Genomic DNA, 21,798 nt, shown 5'->3' on the forward strand with positions numbered 1-21,798 from the left:
TCAAAACTCACCGTCGTTCCAGCGAAGGCTGGCGCCGGGGCGCGAGAGTGGCCTAGCTGGCCGCGCGCCGCGCGGCCGCCAGCCGTTCGGCGATATGCGCGTCGCCGGGCGCCAGGCTCTGCGCCTTTTCCAGCAGTTCGAGGCCGAGCGTGCGGTCCTGGCCGCTGTCGAACAGAACCCAGCCGTATATCTCGCTGGTCGAGGCGTTCATCGGCACGAGCAGATAGGCCCGGCGGGCGAGCGCGACGGCATGTTCGTCGTCGCCGAGTTCGTGGCGGGCCCAGGCGAGATTGGCGAGGATCGCGGCGTCGCGGTCGCCGACCCGCAGCCTCAGCTGTTCGAGGATCGCGGCGGCCTGCTGCCAGCGCCCGGCGGACAGGTTCAGCTGCGCGGCAACCATTGCCGTCGAGAGGTTGCGCGGGTTCTGCTGGCGGAACAGGCTGAGCGTACGCAGCGCCTCCTCCGCCTGGCCGGCGCGCAGCAGGGTATCGATCATGCGCAGCGCCACGGCCTCCGAAAAGCGGATATTGGCGGCGCTCGCATAGGCGGCGGCGGCATCGCCATAGCGGCCTGCCGCGCCCAGCGCGTCGCCGTACAGGATATGCGCGTCCGGGGCGCCGGGATTGTCGGCGCGCAGCCGCTGGGCGCGGGCGACGGCATCGCCGGTCCGGCCCTGGGCCAGCGCCGCGCGGATCGCGGCCACCTCGGCAGGCGCGCCGCCGGCCGGCTCCGCGACGAGGCTGAAATCGGTGGCCGCCGCGATCGGGGTCAGCCCGGCGCGGATCGGCCGCGCGGCCCGATCGAGATAGGGCGCAGCGCGCTCAAGATCGCCGCGCCGCTCCCAGGCGCGGCCGGCCAGGGTCAGCACATAGGTGTCGGCATCGGGACGGTCGGCGATCGGCGTCAACGCGGCGAGCGCGGCGCGCATGTCGCCCGCGCGGAACTGCGCGGCACCGAGCAGCCGCTGCGCCGTGCGGTTGGCGGGCTGCTCTTCGAGCAGGCTTTCGAGCCGCCGGATCGTCGCCTGGTAATTCTCCTGCTCGAAATCGATGCCGGCTTCGAGCAGCATCATCGAGGGCCGGCCGTCGAGTACGCCGCCGGTCAGCATGGTCAGCCTCCGCGCGAGGGTGAAGTTGCGCGCGCGCGCGGCGAGCACGGCCTGCAGATAGCGCGCCCCGGCGTTGGAGGGATCGACGGCGAGGATCGCCCGCGTGCCCGCGAGCATATCGGCCATGCGTCCGATTTCGCCCAGGGTGGCCGTGCGTTCGAGCATCGCCACGATATTGTCGTCGTCGATTTCGATCGCCCGCTCGAACCAGGCCAGGCTGGCGACCAGGCCATATTGCTGGCGCACGAGCCGGCCCTTGACGATCAGCGCCTCGATATTGTCGCTATCGAGGTCGAGCGCCCGGTCGATGGCCGCGATCGCGCCCGCCTGCTCGCCGGTCGAGAGACGGAAATCGGCGATGTCGATCCAGAGCTCGGGATCGTCCCCGTCGGCTTCGATCGCCAGGGTGAAGGCATCGGCCGCGGCCTCGGAATCGCCAAGCGCCATATAGGCGCGGCCGCGCACGCGCGCCGCGTTGCCGAAAAATTCGGGATCGACCGCCGCGCCGCGGGTCACCGCAAGCGCGGTCTGCGGGTCGCCGGAGAGCAGCGCCGCTTCGCCGGCCAGATGGCGCGTGCGGGTTTCGGAAACGCCCGCGCGGGTCGCTCGCTCCACCGTGCCGCGCGCCGCCTCGCCCTGGCCGAGCGCGATCTGCGCGCGCGCGAGCATCCGCCAGGCCGCTTCGTTTCCGGGGTCATGATCGACGGCGTTCATTGCCTCGACGCGCGCGGCAGCGAAATCGCCTTCGGCCTCATAGGCCTGCGCCCTGGCCAGCGCGCCTGCGGGATCGGGGCCGCGGCCGATCACGAACCAGGCGGCAAGCAGCGCCAGCATCAGCAGCGCAAGAGCTCCGAAGATCCGCGTCAGCGGGATCGGCGCGATGCTGCGCCGGCTTTTCGTGCGCCTGCGCCGTCGGGTCATGATGGAGAAAGGTCGTACTGTTTGAGCAGGTCGTAGAGCGTCGGGCGCGAGACGCCGAGCAGTTTGGCGGCCTGCGAGATATTGTTCTCGGCGCGCGACAGGGCGTGGCGGATCGCCTTGCGGTCGGCGGTTTCGCGTACGGCTTTCAGGTTTAGCGGCTCGTCCTCGCCTTCGCCCTCGAAATCCAGATCGGCGGCGGAAACGAGCTTGGCATCGGCCATGATCGTCGCGCGCTTCACCCGGTTTTCCAGCTCGCGAACATTGCCCGGCCAGCTCCAGGCATCGATGGCGGCGAGCGCATCGGGCGCGAAACCCTTGACCGGGGAATTCATGTCGGCGGCATATTTGCGCAGGAAATGCTTGGCGAGCAACGCCGCGTCGCCCGGCCGTTCGGCGAGCGAGGGGATGGTGACGACGATCTCGGCGAGGCGATAATAGAGATCGTCGCGGAAGGTCTTTTCGGCGATCATCGCGTCGAGATTCTGGTGCGTCGCGCAGACGATGCGGACGTCCACGGGGATCGTCGCGCGCCCGCCGATGCGTTCGACGACACGCTCCTGCAGGAAGCGCAGCAATTTCACCTGGAGCGGCAGCGGAATGTCGCCGACCTCGTCGAGGAACAGGGTGCCGCCCTCGGCCAGTTCGATCTTGCCCTCGGTCGTCTTTACCGCGCCGGTAAAGGCGCCCTTTTCATAGCCGAACAGTTCGGCCTCGAGCAGGTTTTCCGGGATCGCCGCGCAGTTGATCGCGACGAAGGGCTTGTCCTTGCGCGGGCTTTCGTCATGCACCCCGCGGGCAAGCAGCTCCTTGCCGGTGCCAGACGCGCCGAGCAGCATCACCGAAACATCGGCGGTGGCGACGCGTTCGATGGTGCGCGCGACCTTCAGCATTTCGGGTGCGGCGGTCACCATGCCGCCGAGCACGGTTTCGTCTTTGCCCGTCGCGCTCGCCAGCCGCTCATTCTCGCGTTCGATCGCGTGGAGCTGGAAGGCGCGGGCGACGATCAGGCCGAGCTCGTCGATATCGACCGGCTTCTTGTAGAAATCATAGGCGCCGGTGGAGATCGCGCGGAGCGCGCTTTCGCGCGCGCCATGGCCCGATGCGATAATCACCTTGGTATCGGGCTTCAGCGAGAGCATCGCATCGAGCGTCGCGAAGCCTTCGGTCGTGCCGTCGGGATCGGGCGGCAGGCCGAGATCGAGCGTGACGACCGCGGGCTCGTGCTGGCGCAGCATGTCGATCGCGGTTTCGCGGTCCCCGGCGCACACCACTTCATAATCTTCGTACGCCCAGCGCAGCTGGCGCTGGAGCCCTTCATCGTCCTCGACGATCAGCAATACCGGTTTCTTGTCAGCCATCAGGCGGTCTTTCGTTCGGGTTGCGCGGGCGCGGCGTCAACGGCCGCGGCGGGAAGGGTGATGGTGAAGCGCGTGCCTTCGCCCGCGCGGCTGTCGACATCGATCCGCCCGCCCATCTCGGCGATCAGCGCCCGCGCCTCGAACGCGCCGATGCCGAAGCCGCCGGGCTTGGACGAGCTGAAGGGGCGATACAGATGCTCGCGGATGAAATCGGCATCCATGCCGGAACCGGAATCCTCGACCGCGATCCAGGCTTCCTCTCCGGTATGGCCGACCGCGATCCAGACCGGCGCGTCGTCCTCGCTGGCGTCGATCGCGTTCTGGACGAGATGGACGAGCGCGGTTTCGAGCCGGACAGGATCGGCCATGGCCAGCGTTTCGGCGCCGGCCGAAATCTCCACCTGGTGCGCGCCCTGTTTTTGCGCCGAGACGGTCTTGGCCATCTGGCGCAGGTCGATCGGGCGCGGCGCTTCGGCGCGGCCATGTTCCTTGGGCGCGAGCCGGGCCAGCAGGTCGTTCATCTTGCCCACCGAATCCTTGAGCGTCGCGATCATGTCGGCGCGGAAATCGGGATTGTCGGCATGGCGTTCGGCATTGCGCGCGACGAGGCTCAGCTGGCTGACGAGATTCTTGATGTCGTGCAGGATGAAGGCGAAACGGCGATTGAACTCGTCGAAGCGTCGGGCTTCGGCGAGCTGGTCCTGGCTCTTCGATTCCGCGAGATAGCTCGCCGCCTCGCGGCCGACGATGCGCAGCAGATCGAGATCCTCCCAATCGAGCGTGCGGTGGATGCTCGGGCGGCGAAGCAGGACGGCGCCCACCAGCGTGTCGCGATGGATCAGCGGCACCAGCGCCCAGGCCGCCTCGTCCTCGGTGATCCAGCGTGGAAGCAGGGTTGCGATCTCCTCGGCATCGTCCCGTGCACCGTTGCGCAGCGGGTCGAGCTCAACGATATGGCCGCTGCTTTCCAACCATTCGCCGAGCGACCGGTCCTCGGTCGCTTCGGCCTTGTCGCCGGTCCAGTTCCAGCGCGCCGCCGGGTGCAGCCGGCCGTCGATATTGCGCGCCAGCAGCAGGCCGCCCTGCGCCTCGGTGATCTCGGCGATCGCCTGGACGACGCGTTCGTCGAGCGGCGCGGCATGGTTGCCGGGATCGGCGAGCGTCTGGTTGAAGCGGATCCACTCGGCGCGATAATCGTAGCGATGTTCGAACAGATGCTTGGCGACCTTGACCCGCAGCCAGGCCCGCACGCGCTGCGAAGGCAGCAGCACGATCGCGCCGACCGACAGCAGGAAGACCAGCCCCGCCTGGATCAGCGCGGCATGGCTTGCGGCGAACAGTTCGATCGCCTGGCTCGCGAAGAACATCAGCAGGAAATAGCCGGCGATGGCGAGCAGCGAGAGCGAGCGGAAGGTCACCTTGCGGGAGAGCTTCATCTTGACGCCGATGTCGCGCCGGGTGGCGATCAGGAAGGTCGGAACGAGCCCGATCATCAAGAGGCCGCGCAGCGCCAGCAATTCGGTCGCGGGCCGTTCGGTCAGCCAGGCGAAGGTGTAGAGGTTGAGGTCGTACGCCCACATCGCGGTGATCGCGATCATCGCGAGGCGAATGCCGAACCGCGCCTCCGGGGCGGCCGCGGTGTAGAGCGCATGGACGAGCAGCAGCGCGCCGATCGCGAAGAAGAGGTAGAGCAATACGGTCGCGTTATGGGCGAGCTGCTCGAGCTCGGGGCTTGCCGGCAGCTGGCTCAGCACGCCGTTCACCATCGTCTGCATCAGCGCGATCGAGAATAGCGCGATATAGATCAGCCCGACGAACGGGCGCCGTTCGTCGCCCAGGCCCTGGCGCAGCAGCACGAACATGAAGGTCAGGAAGCCGATATTGCGCGCCGTCTCGCCGAGGCCCGAAAGGGTGGAGGCGGGGCCGGTCGCGGCGACGATGCCCGCCCAGATCGCGGTCAGCAGGAAGGCGCCGGCGAGGATCGCCATCGCGAAGCGGCGCTCGCCGCGGATCGTCTGCCACAGGAAGAGCAGCGCGAAGAGCGCGGCGGCGATGCCGTGGCTCCACTGGCCGACAAGCATGATCATGTCAGCGCGCTCCTTCGGGCCAGAGGACGACGCGGATCGTCTGCAACAGGATCAGCAGGTCGAGGAACGGCGTGTAATTCTTGGCGTAATAGAGATCATATTCGAGCTTGTGTCGGGCGTCGTCCAGGCTCGCGCCATAGGGATAGTTGATCTGCGCCCAGCCGGTGATTCCCGGCTTCACCATGTGGCGCTCGGCATAATAGGGCAGCTTGGTCGCGAGATCCTCAACGAACTGCTGGCGTTCGGGGCGCGGCCCCACGAAACTCATCTCGCCCTTCAGCACCGTCCAGGTCTGGGGCAGTTCGTCGATCCGCAGCTTGCGAATGATCTTGCCGATCCGGGTGATGCGCGGATCGTTCTTCTCCGCCCATTGCGCCTTGCCGTCCTTTTCCGCGTCCTGCCGCATGGAGCGCAGCTTGATGAGCTCGAACTCCTGCCCGTACAGGCCGACGCGCTTCTGGCGGAAAAAGGCGGGGCCCGGGCTTTCGAGCCGGATCAGCAGCGCGGTGACGAGCACGATCGGCAGGCTGACGACCAGCAGCACAAGGCTGGCGAGGATGTCGAACAGCCGCTTGGCCACGCTCGACAGGCGGCGGCCCGAGGAAAAGCCGTCCGAAAAGATCAGCCAGCTCGGGTTGAGGCTGTCCAGATCGACGCGGCCGGTCTCGCGTTCGAGAAAGGTCGAGAGATCGTTGACATGGACGCCGGTGGTCTTGATCCGCAGCAGGTCTTCCAGCGGCAGCGCGTTGCGCCGCTCCTCGAGCGCCAGCACGACCTCGCTCGCGTTCAGAAGCACGACATGGTCGGCCAGATTGTAGATCGCGTCGCGGTTGATCGCTTCGGGGATCTGCTGCCGTCCGTCATTCATGCCGATAAAGCCGACGACGACGAAACCGGCATTGGGCGAGGCAGCGAGATCCTTGATTCGCTGCGCGCGGCTGCCCGCGCCAAGGATGACGAGCCGGCGCTTGAACGCCGCGCCGCCCAGCGTCTTGCCGAGCAGGATGCGCAGCCCGAACAGCAGCACGGTGGCGGCAATCATCGAATAGAAGAGGTTCGACCGCCACAGCGAAAGATCGGGGACGAGGAAGAAGACCGCCGACAGGCAGATGATGCCGAGCGAAATCGAAACCAGCAGCCGGGCAAAGGCGAAGCGCAGCGAATTCAGGGCCTCGATGCCATAGACGCCGACCGCGATCATCGCAGTTTCGAGCGCGACCGCGAAGGCGATCAGCTGCGGGATGCGCGTCGAAACGGGCTCGGGCGTGCTGCCGAGCTGGCTCAGCCGATAGATCCAGCCCAGCTCGCCCGCGAAGAGCAGCAGCACGAAATCCATGACGCCCAGCAGCAGCACTGCGTGCGGCACATAATGTTTGAACAGCCTTATCACGCGTCCATAACCCGTTCATCGCCTATATTTTCAGGGGGTTTAGCGGCAAATCGTAAAGAATTCCGACACATTTGTCGCTGTCGGTCTTTTTTACGCACAGGTGCGCGATGGCGCGAAAAGGGCCGGAAAAGCGGGAATGTCCCGGTATCGGCGCGGCAAGGCATGACGCGCCCCCAAAAAGCCGATAAGGGCAGGGCGATGAACAGCCTCATCACCCCCGTCATTCTCGCCGGCGGTTCCGGAACGCGGCTCTGGCCGCTGTCGCGCGCCGCGCGGGCGAAGCAGTTTCTGAAGCTGATCGGCGAAGAGACGATGATCGGCGAGACGCTGGCCCGGGTCGGCGGCGCGCCGTTCGGTCCGGCGCTGCTTGTCGGCGGCGCCGCGCAGGCGGAAATGCTGCAGGGGCCGGCCGGCGACGACGCAAGGATCATCCTCGAACCCGAGGGCCGCAACACCGCGCCCGCCATTGCGCTCGCAGCGCTTGCGCTGCCCGCCGATATGCCGATGCTCGTCATGCCGTCCGATCACGCGATCGCCGATATTGCGGCGTTCGAGGCAGCGGTCGAACGGGCCGCCGCGCTGGCGGTGGACGGCTGGCTCGTGACCTTCGGCATCGCGCCGACAGGGCCGGAAACCGGCTATGGCTATATCCGCGAAGGCGAGTCGATCGGCGGCGCGACCGCGGATGGCGGCTTTCGCGTCGAACGCTTCGTCGAAAAGCCGGACCGCGCGACGGCGGAAAATTTTCTCGCCGAGGGCGGCTATTGCTGGAACGGCGGCATCTTCCTGTTCACGGCCGGGGCGTTTCTCGAGGCGCTGGATGTCCATGCGCCGGCCATCGCCGCCGCCGCCCGCGCCGCGATGGACGGCGCGCAAACCGATGGCGCGACGATCCGTCCCGCCGCCCAGGCCTTCGCCGACGCCCCGGCGATCTCGATCGACTATGCGGTGATGGAGAAGGCCGAGCGCGTCGCCGTCGTCCCCGTCGCGATGGGCTGGTCGGATATCGGCAGCTGGGACGCGCTCTATGATTTCGCCGCCAAGGATGATGCCGGCAACAGCCTGTCGGCCAACGTCCTCGCCATCGATACCGCTGGCAGTCTCGTCCGCAGCGATGGGCCGCTGGTCGCCGCGATCGGCGTGTCCGATCTCGTCGTCATCGCGACCGGCGATGCCATACTCGTCATGCCGCGCGGCGAAAGCCAGCGCGTGAAAGAAGCGATAGAAACACTGAAAAGCGATCCCGAGAGGAAGGACCTGTTATGAGCGAAGCACGCACGCCGGAACTCCGGAATTTGGGCGCCACCGGCATGAAGACGCCCAAGCTCGTGCTGGGTGGCAATGTCTTCGGCTGGGTGGCCAAGGGCGATATCGCCTTTTCTATCCTCGACGCCTTTGTGGGTGGCGGTGGGACGATGATCGACACCGCGGACGTCTACTCGGCCTGGATTCCGGGCCATAAGGGGGGCGAATCCGAAACCGTGATCGGCGAATGGCTGGCCCGGCGCGGCAAGCGCGACGATGTGCTGATCGCCACCAAGGTCGGAATGCTGCCGGGCGAAGGCGGCGAGGGGCTGAAGGCGAGCCGGATCGAGGCTGCGGTCGAAGCGTCGCTGAAGCGGCTGCAAACCGATTATATCGACCTTTATTTCGCGCATCGCGACGACGCCGAAACGCCGCTCGACGAAACGCTGCAGGCCTTCTCGAAGCTCGTCGCCGCCGGCAAGGTCCGCCATCTCGGCGCATCCAACTATGATGCCGCGCGGCTGGCCGAAGCGCTGGATATCAGCGCCGCCAACGATATTCCGGCTTATGGCGTGCTCCAGCCCGAATTCCACATGATGTGCCGCGACAGGTTCGAAGGCCCGTTGCAACAGCTCTGCATCGACAAGAATATCGGCGTCATTCCCTATTTCGGCCTCGCCTCGGGTTTTCTCACCGGCAAATATCGCAAGGACGGCGATGTAGAGGGATCGAACCGGGCGCACGCCGTGCCGCAATATATGAACGAGCGCGGCTATGGAGTGCTCGCCGCGATGGACGAGGTGGCCGCGGAGACCGGCGCGAGTCTCGCCCAGATCGCGCTCGCCTGGAACGCCGCCCAGCCCGGCATCACGGCACCGATCGCCAGCGCGACCAAGCGGGAGCAGCTCGAAGAGCTGATGGGCGTGATGGCGCTGGAGCTGAGCGCCGAACAGCTGGCGCGGCTCGACGCGGTTTCGGCGACCTGAAACGACCGGGGGCTGCCATGAAAATCGAGGACAAGGGCCGCGGAAACCGCGTCGTCGGCGCCGAGCTGGTGAAGGACAGCGCCAACATTACCGTCGTCTTCGAGCCGCAAGCCGAAAACTGCCGACTGGTCTTCAAGGACGATGTCGTGAGCAAGTCGCTCTTCGTCCGCTTCGCCGGCAAGGACCAGCGCGTAAAGTTCGAGGGGAACAGCCGCCTTCAGGGGCGGATCGGATTGAGCGGCGAACGGGCGTCGGTCGTCTTTCGCCGGGGCGCGCGATCCAACGGATCGTTTTTCTGTGCGCTGAAGGAGGCCGGCGACTCGATCGACATCGGCCGGCGATGCCTGATCGCCTCCTTTCGCGCCCGCACCTCGGACGAGCACAAGATCTTCGACATTGAAACCGGCGACCGGATCAACCCTTCCGGCAACATCAAGATCGGCGACGATGTCTGGATCGGCGAGGATGTGCTGCTGCTCAAGGGAACCGATATCGGCAACGGCTCGATCATCGGCGCGCGGTCGATCGTCAATTCGGCCTGTCCGGCAAATTCGCTGATCGTGGGGACGCCGGCGCGCGTCGTGCGATCGGGCGTGCGCTGGGAAGTGTGATCGGCGCGCCTGTCACGCGGCAAGCTTGACGCTCCGCCCGCCCTGTGCCTTGGCGCCGTAGAGCGCCTTGTCGGCCAGGCGCATGCCGCATTCCAGACCGTCGGTCCCGGCAATCGTCGATGCGCCGACGCTGACGCCGATGCGGGCACGGGTTCCCGCTGCGTCATAAGGAATTTCGGCGAGCATGCGGACGATCTCCTCGCCGCGCTGCTGTGCGGTCGGGGCATCGAGCGCCGGCGACAGCAGCACGAATTCGTCGCCGCCGATGCGCGCGACTTCGCAATCGTCGCCGGCAATGTGGAGCAGCCGGTCCGCCACCTGCTGCAACACATGATCGCCCGCGGCATGGCCGTGGCGGTCGTTGATCGGCTTGAACCGGTCGAGATCGAGAAAGAAAATCGTCATTTTCGCATTGGCCGGTTCCGCCCGCCGGCGGGCCTCGACGACGCCGATCAGGCCCGAACGGTTCCACAGGCCGGTCAGCTCGTCGTGCAGCGCGCGATATTCATTGGCCTCTTCGGCCTCCATCGTCGCGATCATCATCCGGTTGAGGCGCATCGAGGCGCGCGCCATGCTGAACAGGAAAAGCGGCGTCTGCACGGCGATGACGAGCAGGATCGGTTCGCCGGTCAGGCAGGCGGCACCGGCCATGGGCAACAGCACCGAGGATGTCGTGGCGATCACGAAGCGCGGCGCGACGAAATAGCGGATGCACATGCCGCCGGCGATCGAGGCGGTTACCGAGTTGACGGCGAAGGCCACCAGCCAGTCGCCGCTAAGCGTCGTGATCGCCGCGCCATAGCCGAGCGTCATCGCCCAGATGAAGGTGGTCAGGATGTAAAGATCGGTGCGTGTCGGTTTGCCGATGCGGGTGGCGCGGCGATCGAGGTTCAGCAAAATGACGCGCAGCACGATGGTGCCGGTTTCGATCGCGACCCAGATCGCGAAAGCGGTCCCGCCGTGCCGCCACCAGGCCGCGAAAGCCATCGACAGGGTGCAGAGCGCGGCGGCATAGAATATCGAGAGCGACCCGTAGAGCGACTGGATTTGCGCGGCCTGGATCGTCGGGCTGACCGGCTCGCCCGTACGCGTGAGCCAGCGCGTCAGCTTCCAGCGCGGCAGGCTGTATTCCATGGCGTCACGCAAATCGTTGCTCCCCCCGAGACCGTCTTTGGGGCCCGAGAGCGTAACTAGTTGCGATTGGTTAAAACATTCTTCGGCGGCGAGGTTAGCGGCGGGCTAATCGCCGGCAAAGGCGAAGGGCGTAATCGCGCGTTCGCGTTCGTTGACGAGCAAGGCGCGGCCGAGCGGCGGGGCGCTGCGCTGCGGGCAATCGGCGCGGGTGCACTGGCGGCAGCCGAGCCCGATCGGCGTCGCCCCGCTCCCGGACAGATCGATGCCGCGGGCGAGCGCCAGAGACCCGGCATGTTCGGCGGCCACGCCCAGCCCGATGGCGAATTCGGCGCGAATGCCGCCCGGCGTGCGCGAATGCGGCGTCACCGAGCGTGCGAAGGTCAGCCAGCGGCTGTCATCCTCCAGCTCGACCAGTTGGCGGTAGATATCGCCGGGCCGGTCGAAGGCGTGGTGGATCTGCCAGAGCGGGCAGCGCAGATTGGATTCGACGAGCGAGGCGTTGCTCGCGCCCGCATAGCGTTTCGAGCTGCGCCCAGCCCGGTCGATGCGGATCATGAAGAAGGGCAGGCCGCGCGCGCCGACCCGCTGCAAGGTCGTCAGCCGGTGGGCGATCTGCTCGAAGCCCGCGCCGAAACGCCGTTGCAGCAGTTCGAAATCATAGCCCGAATTCTCGCAGGCGCGCAGGAAGCGGGAATAGGGCATCATCACCGCGGCCGCGAAATAGCCGGCGAGATGGCGGTGGTAGAAGCGCGCCGACACCGTATCGGTAAAGCCCGCGCCGGCGACCAGCGCCTCGATTTCCGCCTTGGCCTCGATCTGGGCGAGCTGGAAGCCGGCCTGGAAGCTGCGCGAGGCGGGGTCCAGCATTTCGGAAAGCTGCAATTGCCGGGCATGGAGGTCCAGCCGGCGCAGCCGGTCCGGCATCACCTCGGCGGGCAGGATGCGGATGGTGAGCTGGTGCTTGGTCCTGAGCCGTTCGGCCATCGCGCCGTAGAGATCGCCCGCGCCCAGGCGCAGTTCGTCGGCCAGCGCCTCCGCCGCGGCATCGAGATCGGCATAATGATTTTTCCAGCGTTCGATCTCGCGGCGCACCGGCGCCACCGGATCGCGCCCCGTCGTCTCGGCGCCTGCTCCGCCCTGGGCCATCCGGTCGAAGGCGCGGGCAAAGGCTTCTGCGCCGCCAGGGGCGGCGGCCAGCCATTCCTGCAATTCGGCCCGGTCGATCTCGAGATCGGCGAACATCGGATCGGCGAGCCGGCGGCGCAGCCCGTCCTCGCCGCCGCCGGGCTCGTCGTCGGAAAGGGTGCGCGGATCGAAATCGAACCGGTCCGCCAGGCGCAGCAAAAGGGTTGCCGAGAGCGGGCGCTGATTGCGCTCGACAAGGTTGAGATAGCTCGGGCTGATATCCAGCATCTCGGCCATCGCCGCCTGGGTCAGCCCCGCCTGCCTGCGGAGCCGCTTGATCCGGTGTCCGGCGAAGAGCTTGCTGTCGGCCATGGCGCCTTTTCGGTTTCGCGGCATCGATTGTCAATAAATTTACAGAACGACAAAAAAATACACGGTTTGTAAGACCCGAACACTCTAATTCTTCACAGGAATCATGGGCGGGGCACCCCGAATCGGTTAGGAAGGCCCCAAGAACAGAGAGGGTGCCGTGGGACGCACAATCACTTCCCCGCAAATCATACTGTAAAGGATTAACTGCGATGACGACCTTCGAAGAGCTGATTCCCGCTGCTTCGGGCCGTTTCGACGGCATCGAACGCCCCTATTCCCCGGAAGACGTCCAGAAGCTGCGCGGATCGGTGAAAATCGATTATACGCTCGCGACCAAGGGCGCGAACCTGCTCTGGGACCTTCTCCGCAGCGAGGACTATATCAACGCGCTCGGCGCGATGTCCGGCAACCAGGCGATGCAGATGGTGCGCGCGGGGCTGAAAGCCATTTATCTTTCGGGCTGGCAGGTCGCCGCCGACGCCAACACCGCCGGCGCCATGTATCCCGATCAGTCGCTCTATCCGGCCAATGCCGGGCCCGAGCTCGCCAAGAAGATCAACAACGCGCTGCAGCGTGCCGACCAGATCGAGCATAGCGAAGGCGGCGCGCAGCGCGACTGGTTCGCGCCGATCGTCGCCGATGCGGAAGCCGGTTTCGGCGGGCCGCTCAACTGTTTCGAGATCATGAAGGCCTATATCGCCGCCGGCGTTGCGGGCGTGCATTATGAAGACCAGCTCGCGTCGGAAAAGAAGTGCGGCCATCTCGGCGGCAAGGTGCTGATCCCGACCCAGGCGCATATCCGCAATCTCGATAGCGCGCGTCTCGCCGCCGATGTTTGCGGCGTGCCGATGGTGATCTGCGCCCGTACGGATGCGGAAAGCGCGATGCTGATGACCTCGGACATCGACGAGCGCGATCATGAGTTCATGACCGGCGAACGTACGCCCGAGGGCTTTTTCCGCCTGAAACCGGGCACCGGCGTCGATCACTGCATCAAGCGCGGCCTCGCCTTTGCCGAGCATGCCGACCTGCTGTGGTGGGAAACCTCCAAGCCGAACCTCGACGATGCGCGCCGCTTTGCCGAAGCGATCAAGAAGGAATTCCCCAACAAGATGCTGGCCTATAACTGCTCGCCCAGCTTCAACTGGGAAGCCAATTTGGACAAGGACACGATCGCCCAATATCAGCGCGAGCTTGGCGCGATGGGCTACAAGTTCCAGTTCGTGACCCTGGCCGGTTTCCACCAGCTCAACCACGGCATGTTCGAGCTCGCCCGCGGCTACAAGGATCGCGGCATGGCGGCCTATTCGGAGCTCCAGCAGGCGGAATTTGCCTCGGAAGAGAATGGCTACACTGCGACGCGCCACCAGCGCGAAGTCGGCACTGGCTATTTTGACATGGTGTCGAACGCGATCACCGGCGGCACCAGCTCGACCACTGCGCTGGCGGAATCGACCGAGGCCGACCAGTTCGTCGCCGAAGCCGCCGAATGACAAGTTGACTAGGCGGGGGCAGGTGCCCCCGTCCTTTGTATAGAACCCTTGGGAGAGGGTGCCTTGCCAAGCTCAAAAAGGGCTTTTCCTGGGGAGGAGAAGAGACGCCGGTCCGGAGTAATCCGGGCCGGCGCTTTCCATTGGGGCGGGTCGTTTCGATCCGGAACGGCGCAAGCTCCCGTCAACCGACCTAAGCTTTGGGTAAGCAATCGCGGCTACACTCGCGCCTCGACGTTACGGTCGGAGGAAAATGGCATGTCCATTTCGATTTTCGTCGCGGCGCTGATGCTGCATCCGGGCGGGCTGGCGGCCGATGGCTGCCATAACGACCGGCGCAATGGCGGCCGACACTGCCACAATGGCGGATCGAGCGTCGCCCAGCCTTTCACGGGCACGCCCGGGCGCACCCAGGGCGGCGCCTTCGTCAATTGCGATGCCGCGCGGGCGGCGGGCGCAGCGCCGGTTCGGCGCGGCCAGCCCGGTTATGGCGCGCATCTCGATCGCGATGGCGACGGGATCGGCTGCGAGCCCTATCGCCGCCGCTAACCGTTTCGGCGCGGTGGGCGGGCAATTGCAAAGGGAGATAAGTTGCGCGCGGAAGATGCGATAAACGATTGTCCGGAAACCGAAAAGCGGTCACAATGTGGATTCGCTAGGGGGCGCAGGATGCACGGTCGCCATGGGTAAATATCTCCGGTTCCTTTCCGCCGGGGGCGAAATGGGCAGCAGGATAAGGGAGGCCGACTGGAGCGACAGCCCCTTCGGACCGCCCCAAGGCTGGCCCCAGTCTTTGCGCTCGACGCTGGGCATTTGCCTGCGATCGAGCATCCCCACCTGCATTTACTGGGGCGAGGAGTTGCGCCTGCTCTACAACGATGCCTGGTCTTTCATACCCGGGCCCCGCCACCCCGCCGCGCTGGGCAAGCCCGCGCGCGAGGTCTGGCCCGATATCTGGCATATTATCGAACCCCAGTTCCAATCGGTCTATGACAGCCGCGAGGGCTTCTCCACGACCGAACAGCTTCTCGAGATGCAGCGGTTCGGTCATGTCGAGGAAACCTATTGGGATTACAGCTTTACACCGATCATCGGCGAAGACGGCGATATCGTCGGCATTCTCAACCAGGGGCAGGAAGTCACGCAGGACGTGCTCCAGCGCCGCCGTGCCGAAATGCTTCTCGCCCTGGACAGGGCCGTGCGGCCCCTGACCGCGGCGGACGAGATACTCGATAGCGCGCTCGGGCTGCTGGCGACCGGAATCCCGGCGGAACGGATCGGCTATGGCGAAATCGACACCGAGGCCGATACGATCTCGGTGGCGCGCTGCTGGACCGACGGGTCGATGGCTCATGTTTCAGGCACGCATCCGCTTGCATTTTTCGGATCGGAGCTCGGCGGCCAGGCCCGGACCGGCGAAGTCGTGCGGATCGACGATATGGAAAGCGACCCGGCGACCGCCGAGCCGGGCGTCAGGGAGCGCTTCCGCGCGATCGGTCTGCGGTCCGGACTTGTCGTGCCGGCGGCGGGGCGGGCGGGTACCAAGGCCGCGATCTTCGCCCATGCCAGCCAGCCCCGCTCATGGCACGATCACCATGTCGAACTTCTCCAGGCGTTCGGCAAGCGGGTCAGGGAGGCGCTCTTCCGCGCCCGTATGGAGACCGAGCTTCAGGATTCCGAGCGGCGCTTTCGGCTGATTTTCGAACAGGCTCACGATATCATTTTCACCGCCACGATCGACCAGCGTATAACCGCCTGCAACCCGGCCGCCTGCGCGGCGCTGGAGCTGGAGGCGGAAGAGATTATCGGCCGCTCGATCGCCGATTTCATGCCCGAAAAGGATTTCCGGCGCACGCGGCAGATGCTGCGCCACAAGCTCGATAAGGGCGGGACGACCAATTATGACGTCACCGTTATCGGCGCTTCCGGCCGCGAGATGCACTGGGAGATCAATTCGACCCTGGCGACCGACAGCGAGGGCCATCTCATCGGGCTCCATGCCATTGCCCGTGATATCACCGAGCGGCGGGCTTTCGAAGAGCGTCAAAAACTGCTGATCAACGAGCTCAACCACCGAGTGAAGAATACCCTGGCGCTGGTTCAGGGCCTAGCGCTTCAGACCTTTCGCGAGGGCCGCGAGCCCGCCGACGCCCGCGCAGCGTTCGAGGAAAGGCTGGTCGCGCTCGCGGCGGCGCACGATCTCCTGACGCGGGAAAAATGGGAAGGCGCGACACTCGCGACGCTGATCGACGACAGCATGCGGGCGGTGAATCGCGGCAACGAACGGCGGGTCACGGCGTCGGGGGGCCATGTCCAGCTACCCCCTAAGGCGGCAGTGTCCCTCGCGATGGCGGTACACGAGCTTGCCACCAACGCCGCCAAATATGGCGCCCTTTCGAATCCGGACGGAACGGTGACGATCGGCTGGCATGTCGAGGGAGACCGGTTGCGTATCGACTGGCGCGAAAGCGGCGGACCGAAGGTCGAGAAGCCGACCCGCAAGGGCTTCGGCACGCGCATGATCGAACGGGCGCTGGCGGCCGATCTCGGCGGCGAAATCCGGCTCGATTTTGCCCCGGAGGGGCTGTGCTGTTCGATCGACGTGCCGTTGCCCGGCATGGACATGGATACCGCCGAGGCGGCTGAATGAGCGGCGCCAAATTCCTCGTCGTCGAAGATGAGGCGATCATCGCGATGAGCACCGAGGACATGTTGATCGCGCTCGGCCACGATCCCGCCTTCACCGCCGAAAATCTGGAACGCGCGCTGGAGATCGTGGCGGCGGGAGGCTTCGATGCGGCGTTGCTGGATATCAATCTCAACGGCGTCGAAAGCGGTCCGGTCGCCGATGCCCTGGCGGAGCGCGGAATCCCGCTGATCTTCACGACCGGCTATGGCGAAATCCGCGTGCCGGAAGGTCATCAAGCGGCCACCGTTCTGGAAAAACCCTATACCGCGCGGGATCTGGAAAACGCGATAGCCGGGCTCGGGCTCTAGCCCGCCGGGCGCTTCCGCTCAGCTGAAATCGCGGGAAAGCTCGGCTCGCATTTCCTCGCCGATGATCGCCGCATGGCCATAGTCGGGATGGTCGATCTGGAAGAAGATCTGGGTCCCCGTATCGCAAAAGGCATCCTTCTCGGCGTGCGTAAACGGGAAGTGGAGGAACAGGACCGAGCTCGTCTTGCCCCGGCTGTCGCGATCGACATCCTGTTCGGCCACGGCGGCGATCTTGCGGCCGTCGATGACGATCGCGATATGGTCGATCACGCCCGTCAGCTTGGCGAGCAGGGTATCGCGCCGCGCGGCATCCTCGATCTCGAACATCAGCGTGCAGGTCAGCTCGTCGCCGTTCGGGATCATCGGGTTATAGGCGGCCAGCTCGTCCTTCAGCTGTTCGGCGCCGCCCTTTTCGATGCGCAGCATTTCCTGCACCTGCAGCCACATCGTGTCCCAGCTTTCGAAATAGACGGTCGCGTGCGGGCCGACCGAAAGCCGCCGGTAGCGTTTGCGCAGGATATTCTCCTCGCGCTTCTCCTTGCGGATCTGCTCATAGTCTTCGAGGCTCAGAATATCCTCGGGCGTAATTTCCTGCGTGTCGCGGGGCATTTCTGTTCCTTAAAATCCGTAGGCTTTGGCCAGTATCTCGATGGGATGGCCGACCCGGTCGGGCGCGGCATCGCCATCGGCCATTTCCATCACCTGTTTCAGATGCGGCCCGGCGAGCGGGCATTCGGTGACGATATAGTCGGGATCGGCCTTTTTGAGGTTGCGGATCACCGGGCGGGCCATCTTCACGGCGATATCGAAATTGTCCTTCATGATTCCCCATTTGCCGCCATGGCCCGAGCAGCGCTCGACGATGCTCGGCTCTGCGCCGGGGATGTGCTTCAGCATCTCCATCGCCTGCGGGCCGATATTCTGCGCGCGGCTGTGGCAGGCGAAATGGATGCCGACCTTGCTCGCCATTTCGGGCACCGGGGCGAGCCCTTTGTCCTTGGCCAGCATCACGACATATTGGGAAAGGTCGTAGCTATGTTCGGCGAGCCGTTGCACCGCCGGATTGTCGGGCAGGATCAGCGGCCATTCGAATTTCAGCATAAGCGCGCAGGACGGGGTCAGCGCCACGATGTCATAGCCGCGGTCGATCAGTTCGCCGAATTCTTCCGCGACCTTCTCCGCGCTCTTTGCGACGCCTTCGAGATCGCCATTTTCCAGCAGCGGCATGCCGCAGCAATGGGGATGTTCGATGCGGCAGGACACGCCGTTATGGGCGAGCACCTTGAGCGCCGCCTCGCCCGGCGTCTGGTCGTTGAAATTGCCGTAGCAGGTCGCGTAGATCGCCGCCTTGCGGCCGAAATTCGGGGCTTCGCGGTTGGGCGCAGGAATCGCGGCGCCCGCCTTGTTGACGAGCGGCGTCTCTTCATATTCGGGCAGGAAGGCCTTGCGGTCGATGCCGCCCACCTTTTCCATCAGCGGGCGCGTGATCCCGTTGCCTTCCTTGGTCGCCCAATTGACGACCTCGGACATCATCGTGCCCAGCTTGCCGTTGCGATCGGTTTTGGCGAGCTGCTTGTCGGCAAGGCCGGTATTGCCCTTTTTATGGTCGATCGCGCGGGCGCGCAGCATCAGGTGCGGGAAATCGAGATCGAATTCGTGCGGCGGGACGTACGGGCATTTCACCATGAAGCACATGTCGCACAGAGTGCAGGCCTCGATAACGGGCGCGAACTCTTCGCTGGCGAGATCCTCGACCATTTCGGTCTCGCTCTCGTCGATCAGGTCGAACAGGCGCGGGAAGCTGTCGCACAGGTTGAAGCAGCGGCGGCAGCCATGGCAGATATCGAAGACGCGGCGCAGCTCGGCATCGAGCTTCTCCTCGTCGTAGAAATCCTCGTCCTGCCAGGCTATCGGATGGCGCGTCGGCGCCTCAAGGCTGCCCTCCTGCATCGCATGCTCCCCGTTTGTGGTCCGGGCCGTCAGGCCCCGGGATAAAGGAAAGGGGACCGGCGTGCCAGCCGATCCCCCTTGTCCGTCAGATTGCCTTAGGCTTCGGCTTTGAGTGTATCGAGCGTGCGCTGGAACTTGCCGGCATGGCTCTTCTCGGCCTTGGCGAGCGTCTCGAACCAGTCGGCGATCTCGTCGAAGCCTTCTTCGCGGGCGGTCTTCACCATGCCCGGATACATGTCGGTATATTCATGCGTCTCGCCGGCGATGGCGGCGCCGAGATTGAGCTCGGTATTGCCGATCGGTTCGCCGGTGGCCGGATCGCCGCATTCTTCGAGAAATTCGAGATGGCCGTGCGCATGGCCGGTCTCGCCCTCTGCGGTCGAGCGGAAGACGGCGGCGACATCGTTATGCCCTTCGACATCGGCCTTCTGGGCGAAATAGAGATAGCGGCGATTGGCCTGGCTTTCGCCGGCGAAGGCGTCTTTCAGATTCTGTTCGGTCTGGCTGCCCTTGAGTTCCATGTCCTGCTCTCCTTCGTGATCGGATCTGTGATCGAAACTGCCGCGCCCGGCGGACGGCCGGGCACTCGACGATATTCCTACGCATGTCGGACGAGTCGGGGAAACCGAAATTGCTGATCGGGGTGAGCGAGGAAAGCGATTAATCTTTTGAATTTAATTGAGAATTATTCTCAATAATTGCGCGCAATCACTCTTCGCCTGTCATTTCGTTACCCAATATCTCGAGCGCCGCCGTCACCAGCGCCTCGGTCGCGGTTGAGATCACCGCCTCGGCATCGGGCGCCCAGCGCGCGCTGTGGAGCGAGGGCAGCGAGATTTCGCCGCGCTGCGCCGCGTCCCACCGGCCCTGCGGAACGCCGCCGACCCAGAACAGGACGCTCTGGATATTGTCGCGGTCGGCGCGCCAGTAGCGGCTGAAATCTTCGCCGCCCATCACCGGTTCGCCCTCCAGCACGCGCTCCTCGCCGAACCGCGCGGTAAAGGCGGTGACGAGCTGGGTGGTAAGCGCGGGCGTGTTGAAGACCGCCGGCGTATATTCGTCGCGGCGGGTAACGGTCGGCCACTGGTCTTCGGGCAGACCCGCGACCATGCCCTCGGCGCGCGAAATCCGCTCGATGCCGGACAGCAGCTGCTCGCGCACCTCGTCGGTATAGCTGCGCACGGTGAGCAGCAGCCGGGCCTCGTCCGAAATGATATTGTGCTTCGTGCCCGCGTTGAACGCGCCGACCGTGACGACCGCGGCGTGTTGGGGATCGACCTCGCGGCTGACCAGGGTCTGCAGCGCGCCGACGATCCGCGCACCCAGCACGATAGGATCGCGCGTGGTGTGCGGATAGGCGCCGTGCCCGCCGACGCCGTGAACGGTCACATCGACGCTGTCGACATTGGCCATCGCCCAGCCGTTGACGACGCCGATCGTGCCCGCCGGGGCCGAGGCGCTGTCATGGAAGGCGATCGCGTAATCGGGTTTCGGAAAACGCTCATAGAGCCCGTCTTCGAGCATCATCCGCGCGCCGGCGCCGCGTTCCTCGGCGGGCTGGAGGATGGCGACCAGGGTGCCCGACCATTCACCGCGCCGTGCGGCGAGCTGCCGGATCGTGCCGACCCAGGCGGTCATATGCGTATCGTGGCCGCAGGCGTGCATGACGTGCGATTCGATGCCTTCGTCGGTGGTCGCGGTCACCTGCGAGGCGAAGGGCAGCCCGGTCGCCTCCTCTACCGGCAGCCCGTCCATATCGGCGCGCATCAGCAACACCGGGCCCGGGCCGTTCTCCAGCACCGCGACGACGCCGGTCCCGCCGACTTCGGTGGTGACGTCGAAACCGAGCGCGCGGGCTTCGGCGGCGAGCCGCGCCGCGGTCTCGACCTCCTGGAAGGACAGTTCGGGATGCTCGTGAAGATAGCGGTAAAGCTCCATCAACTCGGGCATCTCGGCGGCGACCGCGTCGCTCAGTTCGTCGGCATGGGCCGGCGTGGGCAGGGCGAAGAGCAAAGGCAGGGCGTAGATCAGGCGGCGCATCGGGGCATCTCCCATGGGGTTTTCCAGCTTTCCCCAATGGAAGGGCTTTTCGCCGCTGCCGTCAAGCGGGGGGCTGCTCCCGGTCGATCCGGTCCATTTCGAACTGGAGCCTGGTCCGGCGGCGCAGCTTGCCGGTCTTGCCCGGTTCGGTTTCGGCGACGCTGCCGTCGATGATGGACAGCTGCTTTACGGGCCGGGCGGACCGTCGCATTCCGCCGCATCGAGCGGGCCCTCGACTCCCGGAACCGCCATCTTCTCGCCCGTTCCCGCGTTCGCGACCCGGCGTTCGCGGCTATTCTACCGGCTGTATCTCCATCACATCGACCAGCGATTCGAAGCGCGGATAGGGAAATATGATCCGCCAGCGATCCTCGCCGATGCGTTCGAATATCCCGGCCATGTCGCGGCCGTCGTCGCGGCCATAGACATGGGCGCGGGTCTCGTCGCCGAGTTGCAGCACGCCGAGGAATATCATCCGCAGCCGGCTGTCGGGATAGAGCGTGCCGATCGGCCGCTGTGAGCCGTCGAGCTTCCGGAAGCGCAGCACATCGACATCCGCATCGGCCCGGCAGCGAAACCAGGGATAGGCGACATAGTTGAGCGACAGGGTCGCCTGCGATCCCAGCTTGATGAAGCGGCAGCGATATTCGCCGACCGGCGGGCGCGGATCGGCGAGCGCGGCATCCGGTTGCAGCAGCGCGCCTTCGGCCGCGACGTCGGCCGCGTGGCCGCTCGCCGACGCATCGGCAATGCCTTCGGTAAAGGATCGCCGCCCATGGGCGATGCGCCACCGGTCATGTTCGGTCGCGATCGCCCGCCAATAGGTCGGCAGTTCCTGTTCGGGATTGGCGCCGGCCGGGGTTCCGGTCACGCCTTCGGTATAGGCGCAGCCCGGCAGGGCGAGCGCCGCCACCAGGGCCGTCAACAGTGCCGTTTTCCCCACCATGGCATCACTTTAACCGACGCGATGGAGTTGGGATAGCC

Annotated in this window: 19 protein-coding genes; 7 read left to right on the forward strand and 12 right to left on the reverse strand. The window is 65.5% G+C overall.

From position 1 onward, the window contains the following. Positions 1 to 52: 52 nt before the first annotated feature. Genes H6P80_RS02775 through H6P80_RS02790 form a run of 4 tightly spaced genes read right to left on the reverse strand, consistent with a single transcriptional unit; the run spans position 53 to position 6,864 of the window. Entirely contained in the window at positions 53 to 2,029 is a 1,977-nt protein-coding gene (locus H6P80_RS02775; RefSeq protein WP_185799811.1) for a tetratricopeptide repeat protein, read from the reverse strand. Continuing rightward, a complete protein-coding gene (prsR, locus tag H6P80_RS02780) occupies positions 2,026 to 3,387 on the reverse strand; it encodes a PEP-CTERM-box response regulator transcription factor (RefSeq protein ID WP_185799812.1) in 1,362 nt (453 codons plus the stop codon). The genes H6P80_RS02775 and prsR overlap by 4 nt, the downstream gene beginning before the upstream one ends. Then, positions 3,387 to 5,474, reverse strand: coding sequence for an XrtA/PEP-CTERM system histidine kinase PrsK (gene prsK / locus H6P80_RS02785; protein ID WP_185799813.1), 2,088 nt, complete (start codon positions 5,472 to 5,474; stop codon positions 3,387 to 3,389). Before prsK ends, prsR begins: the two co-directional genes overlap by 1 nt. A gap of 1 nt (position 5,475) precedes the next feature. Continuing rightward, positions 5,476 to 6,864: a TIGR03013 family XrtA/PEP-CTERM system glycosyltransferase gene (locus H6P80_RS02790; RefSeq protein ID WP_185799814.1), complete on the reverse strand. Its 1,389-nt coding sequence runs from the start codon at positions 6,862 to 6,864 to the stop codon at positions 5,476 to 5,478. Positions 6,865 to 7,062: 198 nt separating this feature from the next. On the opposite strand from H6P80_RS02790, the gene H6P80_RS02795 reads away from it, so the two are divergent. The 3 genes from H6P80_RS02795 to H6P80_RS02805 are packed head-to-tail and all read left to right on the forward strand — an operon-like array spanning position 7,063 to position 9,706. Next, positions 7,063 to 8,130 (forward strand): mannose-1-phosphate guanylyltransferase/mannose-6-phosphate isomerase, encoded by a 1,068-nt coding sequence (locus H6P80_RS02795; RefSeq protein WP_185799815.1) that lies wholly within the window; start codon positions 7,063 to 7,065, stop codon positions 8,128 to 8,130. Beyond that, positions 8,127 to 9,095: an aldo/keto reductase gene (locus H6P80_RS02800; RefSeq protein WP_185799816.1), complete on the forward strand. Its 969-nt coding sequence runs from the start codon at positions 8,127 to 8,129 to the stop codon at positions 9,093 to 9,095. The genes H6P80_RS02795 and H6P80_RS02800 overlap by 4 nt, the downstream gene beginning before the upstream one ends. Before the next feature lie 17 nt (positions 9,096 to 9,112). Continuing rightward, entirely contained in the window at positions 9,113 to 9,706 is a 594-nt protein-coding gene (locus H6P80_RS02805) for an acyltransferase (RefSeq protein WP_185799817.1), read from the forward strand. A 12-nt stretch (positions 9,707 to 9,718) separates the two neighbouring features. Here the strand turns inward: H6P80_RS02805 and H6P80_RS02810 are convergent, their stop codons facing one another. Next, positions 9,719 to 10,852, reverse strand: coding sequence for a GGDEF domain-containing protein (locus tag H6P80_RS02810; protein WP_185799818.1), 1,134 nt, complete (start codon positions 10,850 to 10,852; stop codon positions 9,719 to 9,721). Between the two features lie 93 nt (positions 10,853 to 10,945). Then, positions 10,946 to 12,337 (reverse strand): helix-turn-helix domain-containing protein, encoded by a 1,392-nt coding sequence (locus H6P80_RS02815; protein ID WP_185799819.1) that lies wholly within the window; start codon positions 12,335 to 12,337, stop codon positions 10,946 to 10,948. Positions 12,338 to 12,546: 209 nt separating this feature from the next. Here H6P80_RS02815 and aceA point away from each other — a divergent pair, with 209 nt between their 5' ends. From aceA to H6P80_RS02835, 4 genes are all read left to right on the forward strand, one after another. Beyond that, positions 12,547 to 13,830: an isocitrate lyase gene (gene aceA / locus H6P80_RS02820; protein WP_185799820.1), complete on the forward strand. Its 1,284-nt coding sequence runs from the start codon at positions 12,547 to 12,549 to the stop codon at positions 13,828 to 13,830. A gap of 255 nt (positions 13,831 to 14,085) precedes the next feature. Then, on the forward strand, positions 14,086 to 14,376 hold the full coding sequence (locus tag H6P80_RS02825; RefSeq protein WP_185799821.1) for an excalibur calcium-binding domain-containing protein: 291 nt from the start codon (positions 14,086 to 14,088) through the stop codon (positions 14,374 to 14,376). A gap of 133 nt (positions 14,377 to 14,509) precedes the next feature. Beyond that, the gene (locus H6P80_RS02830; protein WP_185799822.1) at positions 14,510 to 16,477 is read left to right on the forward strand and encodes a PAS domain-containing sensor histidine kinase; all 1,968 of its coding nucleotides are present in this window, start codon (positions 14,510 to 14,512) and stop codon (positions 16,475 to 16,477) included. Continuing rightward, positions 16,474 to 16,824: a response regulator gene (locus H6P80_RS02835; protein WP_185799823.1), complete on the forward strand. Its 351-nt coding sequence runs from the start codon at positions 16,474 to 16,476 to the stop codon at positions 16,822 to 16,824. The genes H6P80_RS02830 and H6P80_RS02835 overlap by 4 nt, the downstream gene beginning before the upstream one ends. A gap of 18 nt (positions 16,825 to 16,842) precedes the next feature. Here H6P80_RS02835 and H6P80_RS02840 read toward each other — a convergent pair whose 3' ends face one another. From H6P80_RS02840 to H6P80_RS02865, 6 genes are all read right to left on the reverse strand, one after another. Beyond that, positions 16,843 to 17,433 carry a DUF3501 family protein gene (locus H6P80_RS02840; RefSeq protein ID WP_185799824.1) on the reverse strand — a complete coding sequence of 197 codons (591 nt, stop codon included), beginning with the start codon at positions 17,431 to 17,433 and terminating at the stop codon, positions 16,843 to 16,845. Between the two features lie 9 nt (positions 17,434 to 17,442). Then, positions 17,443 to 18,774 carry a heterodisulfide reductase-related iron-sulfur binding cluster gene (locus tag H6P80_RS02845; RefSeq protein ID WP_185799825.1) on the reverse strand — a complete coding sequence of 444 codons (1,332 nt, stop codon included), beginning with the start codon at positions 18,772 to 18,774 and terminating at the stop codon, positions 17,443 to 17,445. Between the two features lie 95 nt (positions 18,775 to 18,869). Then, a complete protein-coding gene (locus H6P80_RS02850; protein ID WP_185799826.1) occupies positions 18,870 to 19,295 on the reverse strand; it encodes a rubrerythrin family protein in 426 nt (141 codons plus the stop codon). Positions 19,296 to 19,482: 187 nt separating this feature from the next. Further along, the gene (locus H6P80_RS02855) at positions 19,483 to 20,814 is read right to left on the reverse strand and encodes an amidohydrolase (RefSeq protein ID WP_185799827.1); all 1,332 of its coding nucleotides are present in this window, start codon (positions 20,812 to 20,814) and stop codon (positions 19,483 to 19,485) included. A gap of 61 nt (positions 20,815 to 20,875) precedes the next feature. Further along, a complete protein-coding gene (locus H6P80_RS02860; RefSeq protein WP_185799828.1) occupies positions 20,876 to 21,025 on the reverse strand; it encodes a hypothetical protein in 150 nt (49 codons plus the stop codon). An 81-nt stretch (positions 21,026 to 21,106) separates the two neighbouring features. Next, positions 21,107 to 21,739 (reverse strand): DUF4893 domain-containing protein, encoded by a 633-nt coding sequence (locus H6P80_RS02865; protein WP_221892863.1) that lies wholly within the window; start codon positions 21,737 to 21,739, stop codon positions 21,107 to 21,109. Between the last annotated feature and the right edge of the window lie 59 nt (positions 21,740 to 21,798).

It is taken from the genome of Parasphingopyxis marina (assembly GCF_014237875.1).
Taxonomy (GTDB): domain Bacteria; phylum Pseudomonadota; class Alphaproteobacteria; order Sphingomonadales; family Sphingomonadaceae; genus Parasphingopyxis; species Parasphingopyxis marina.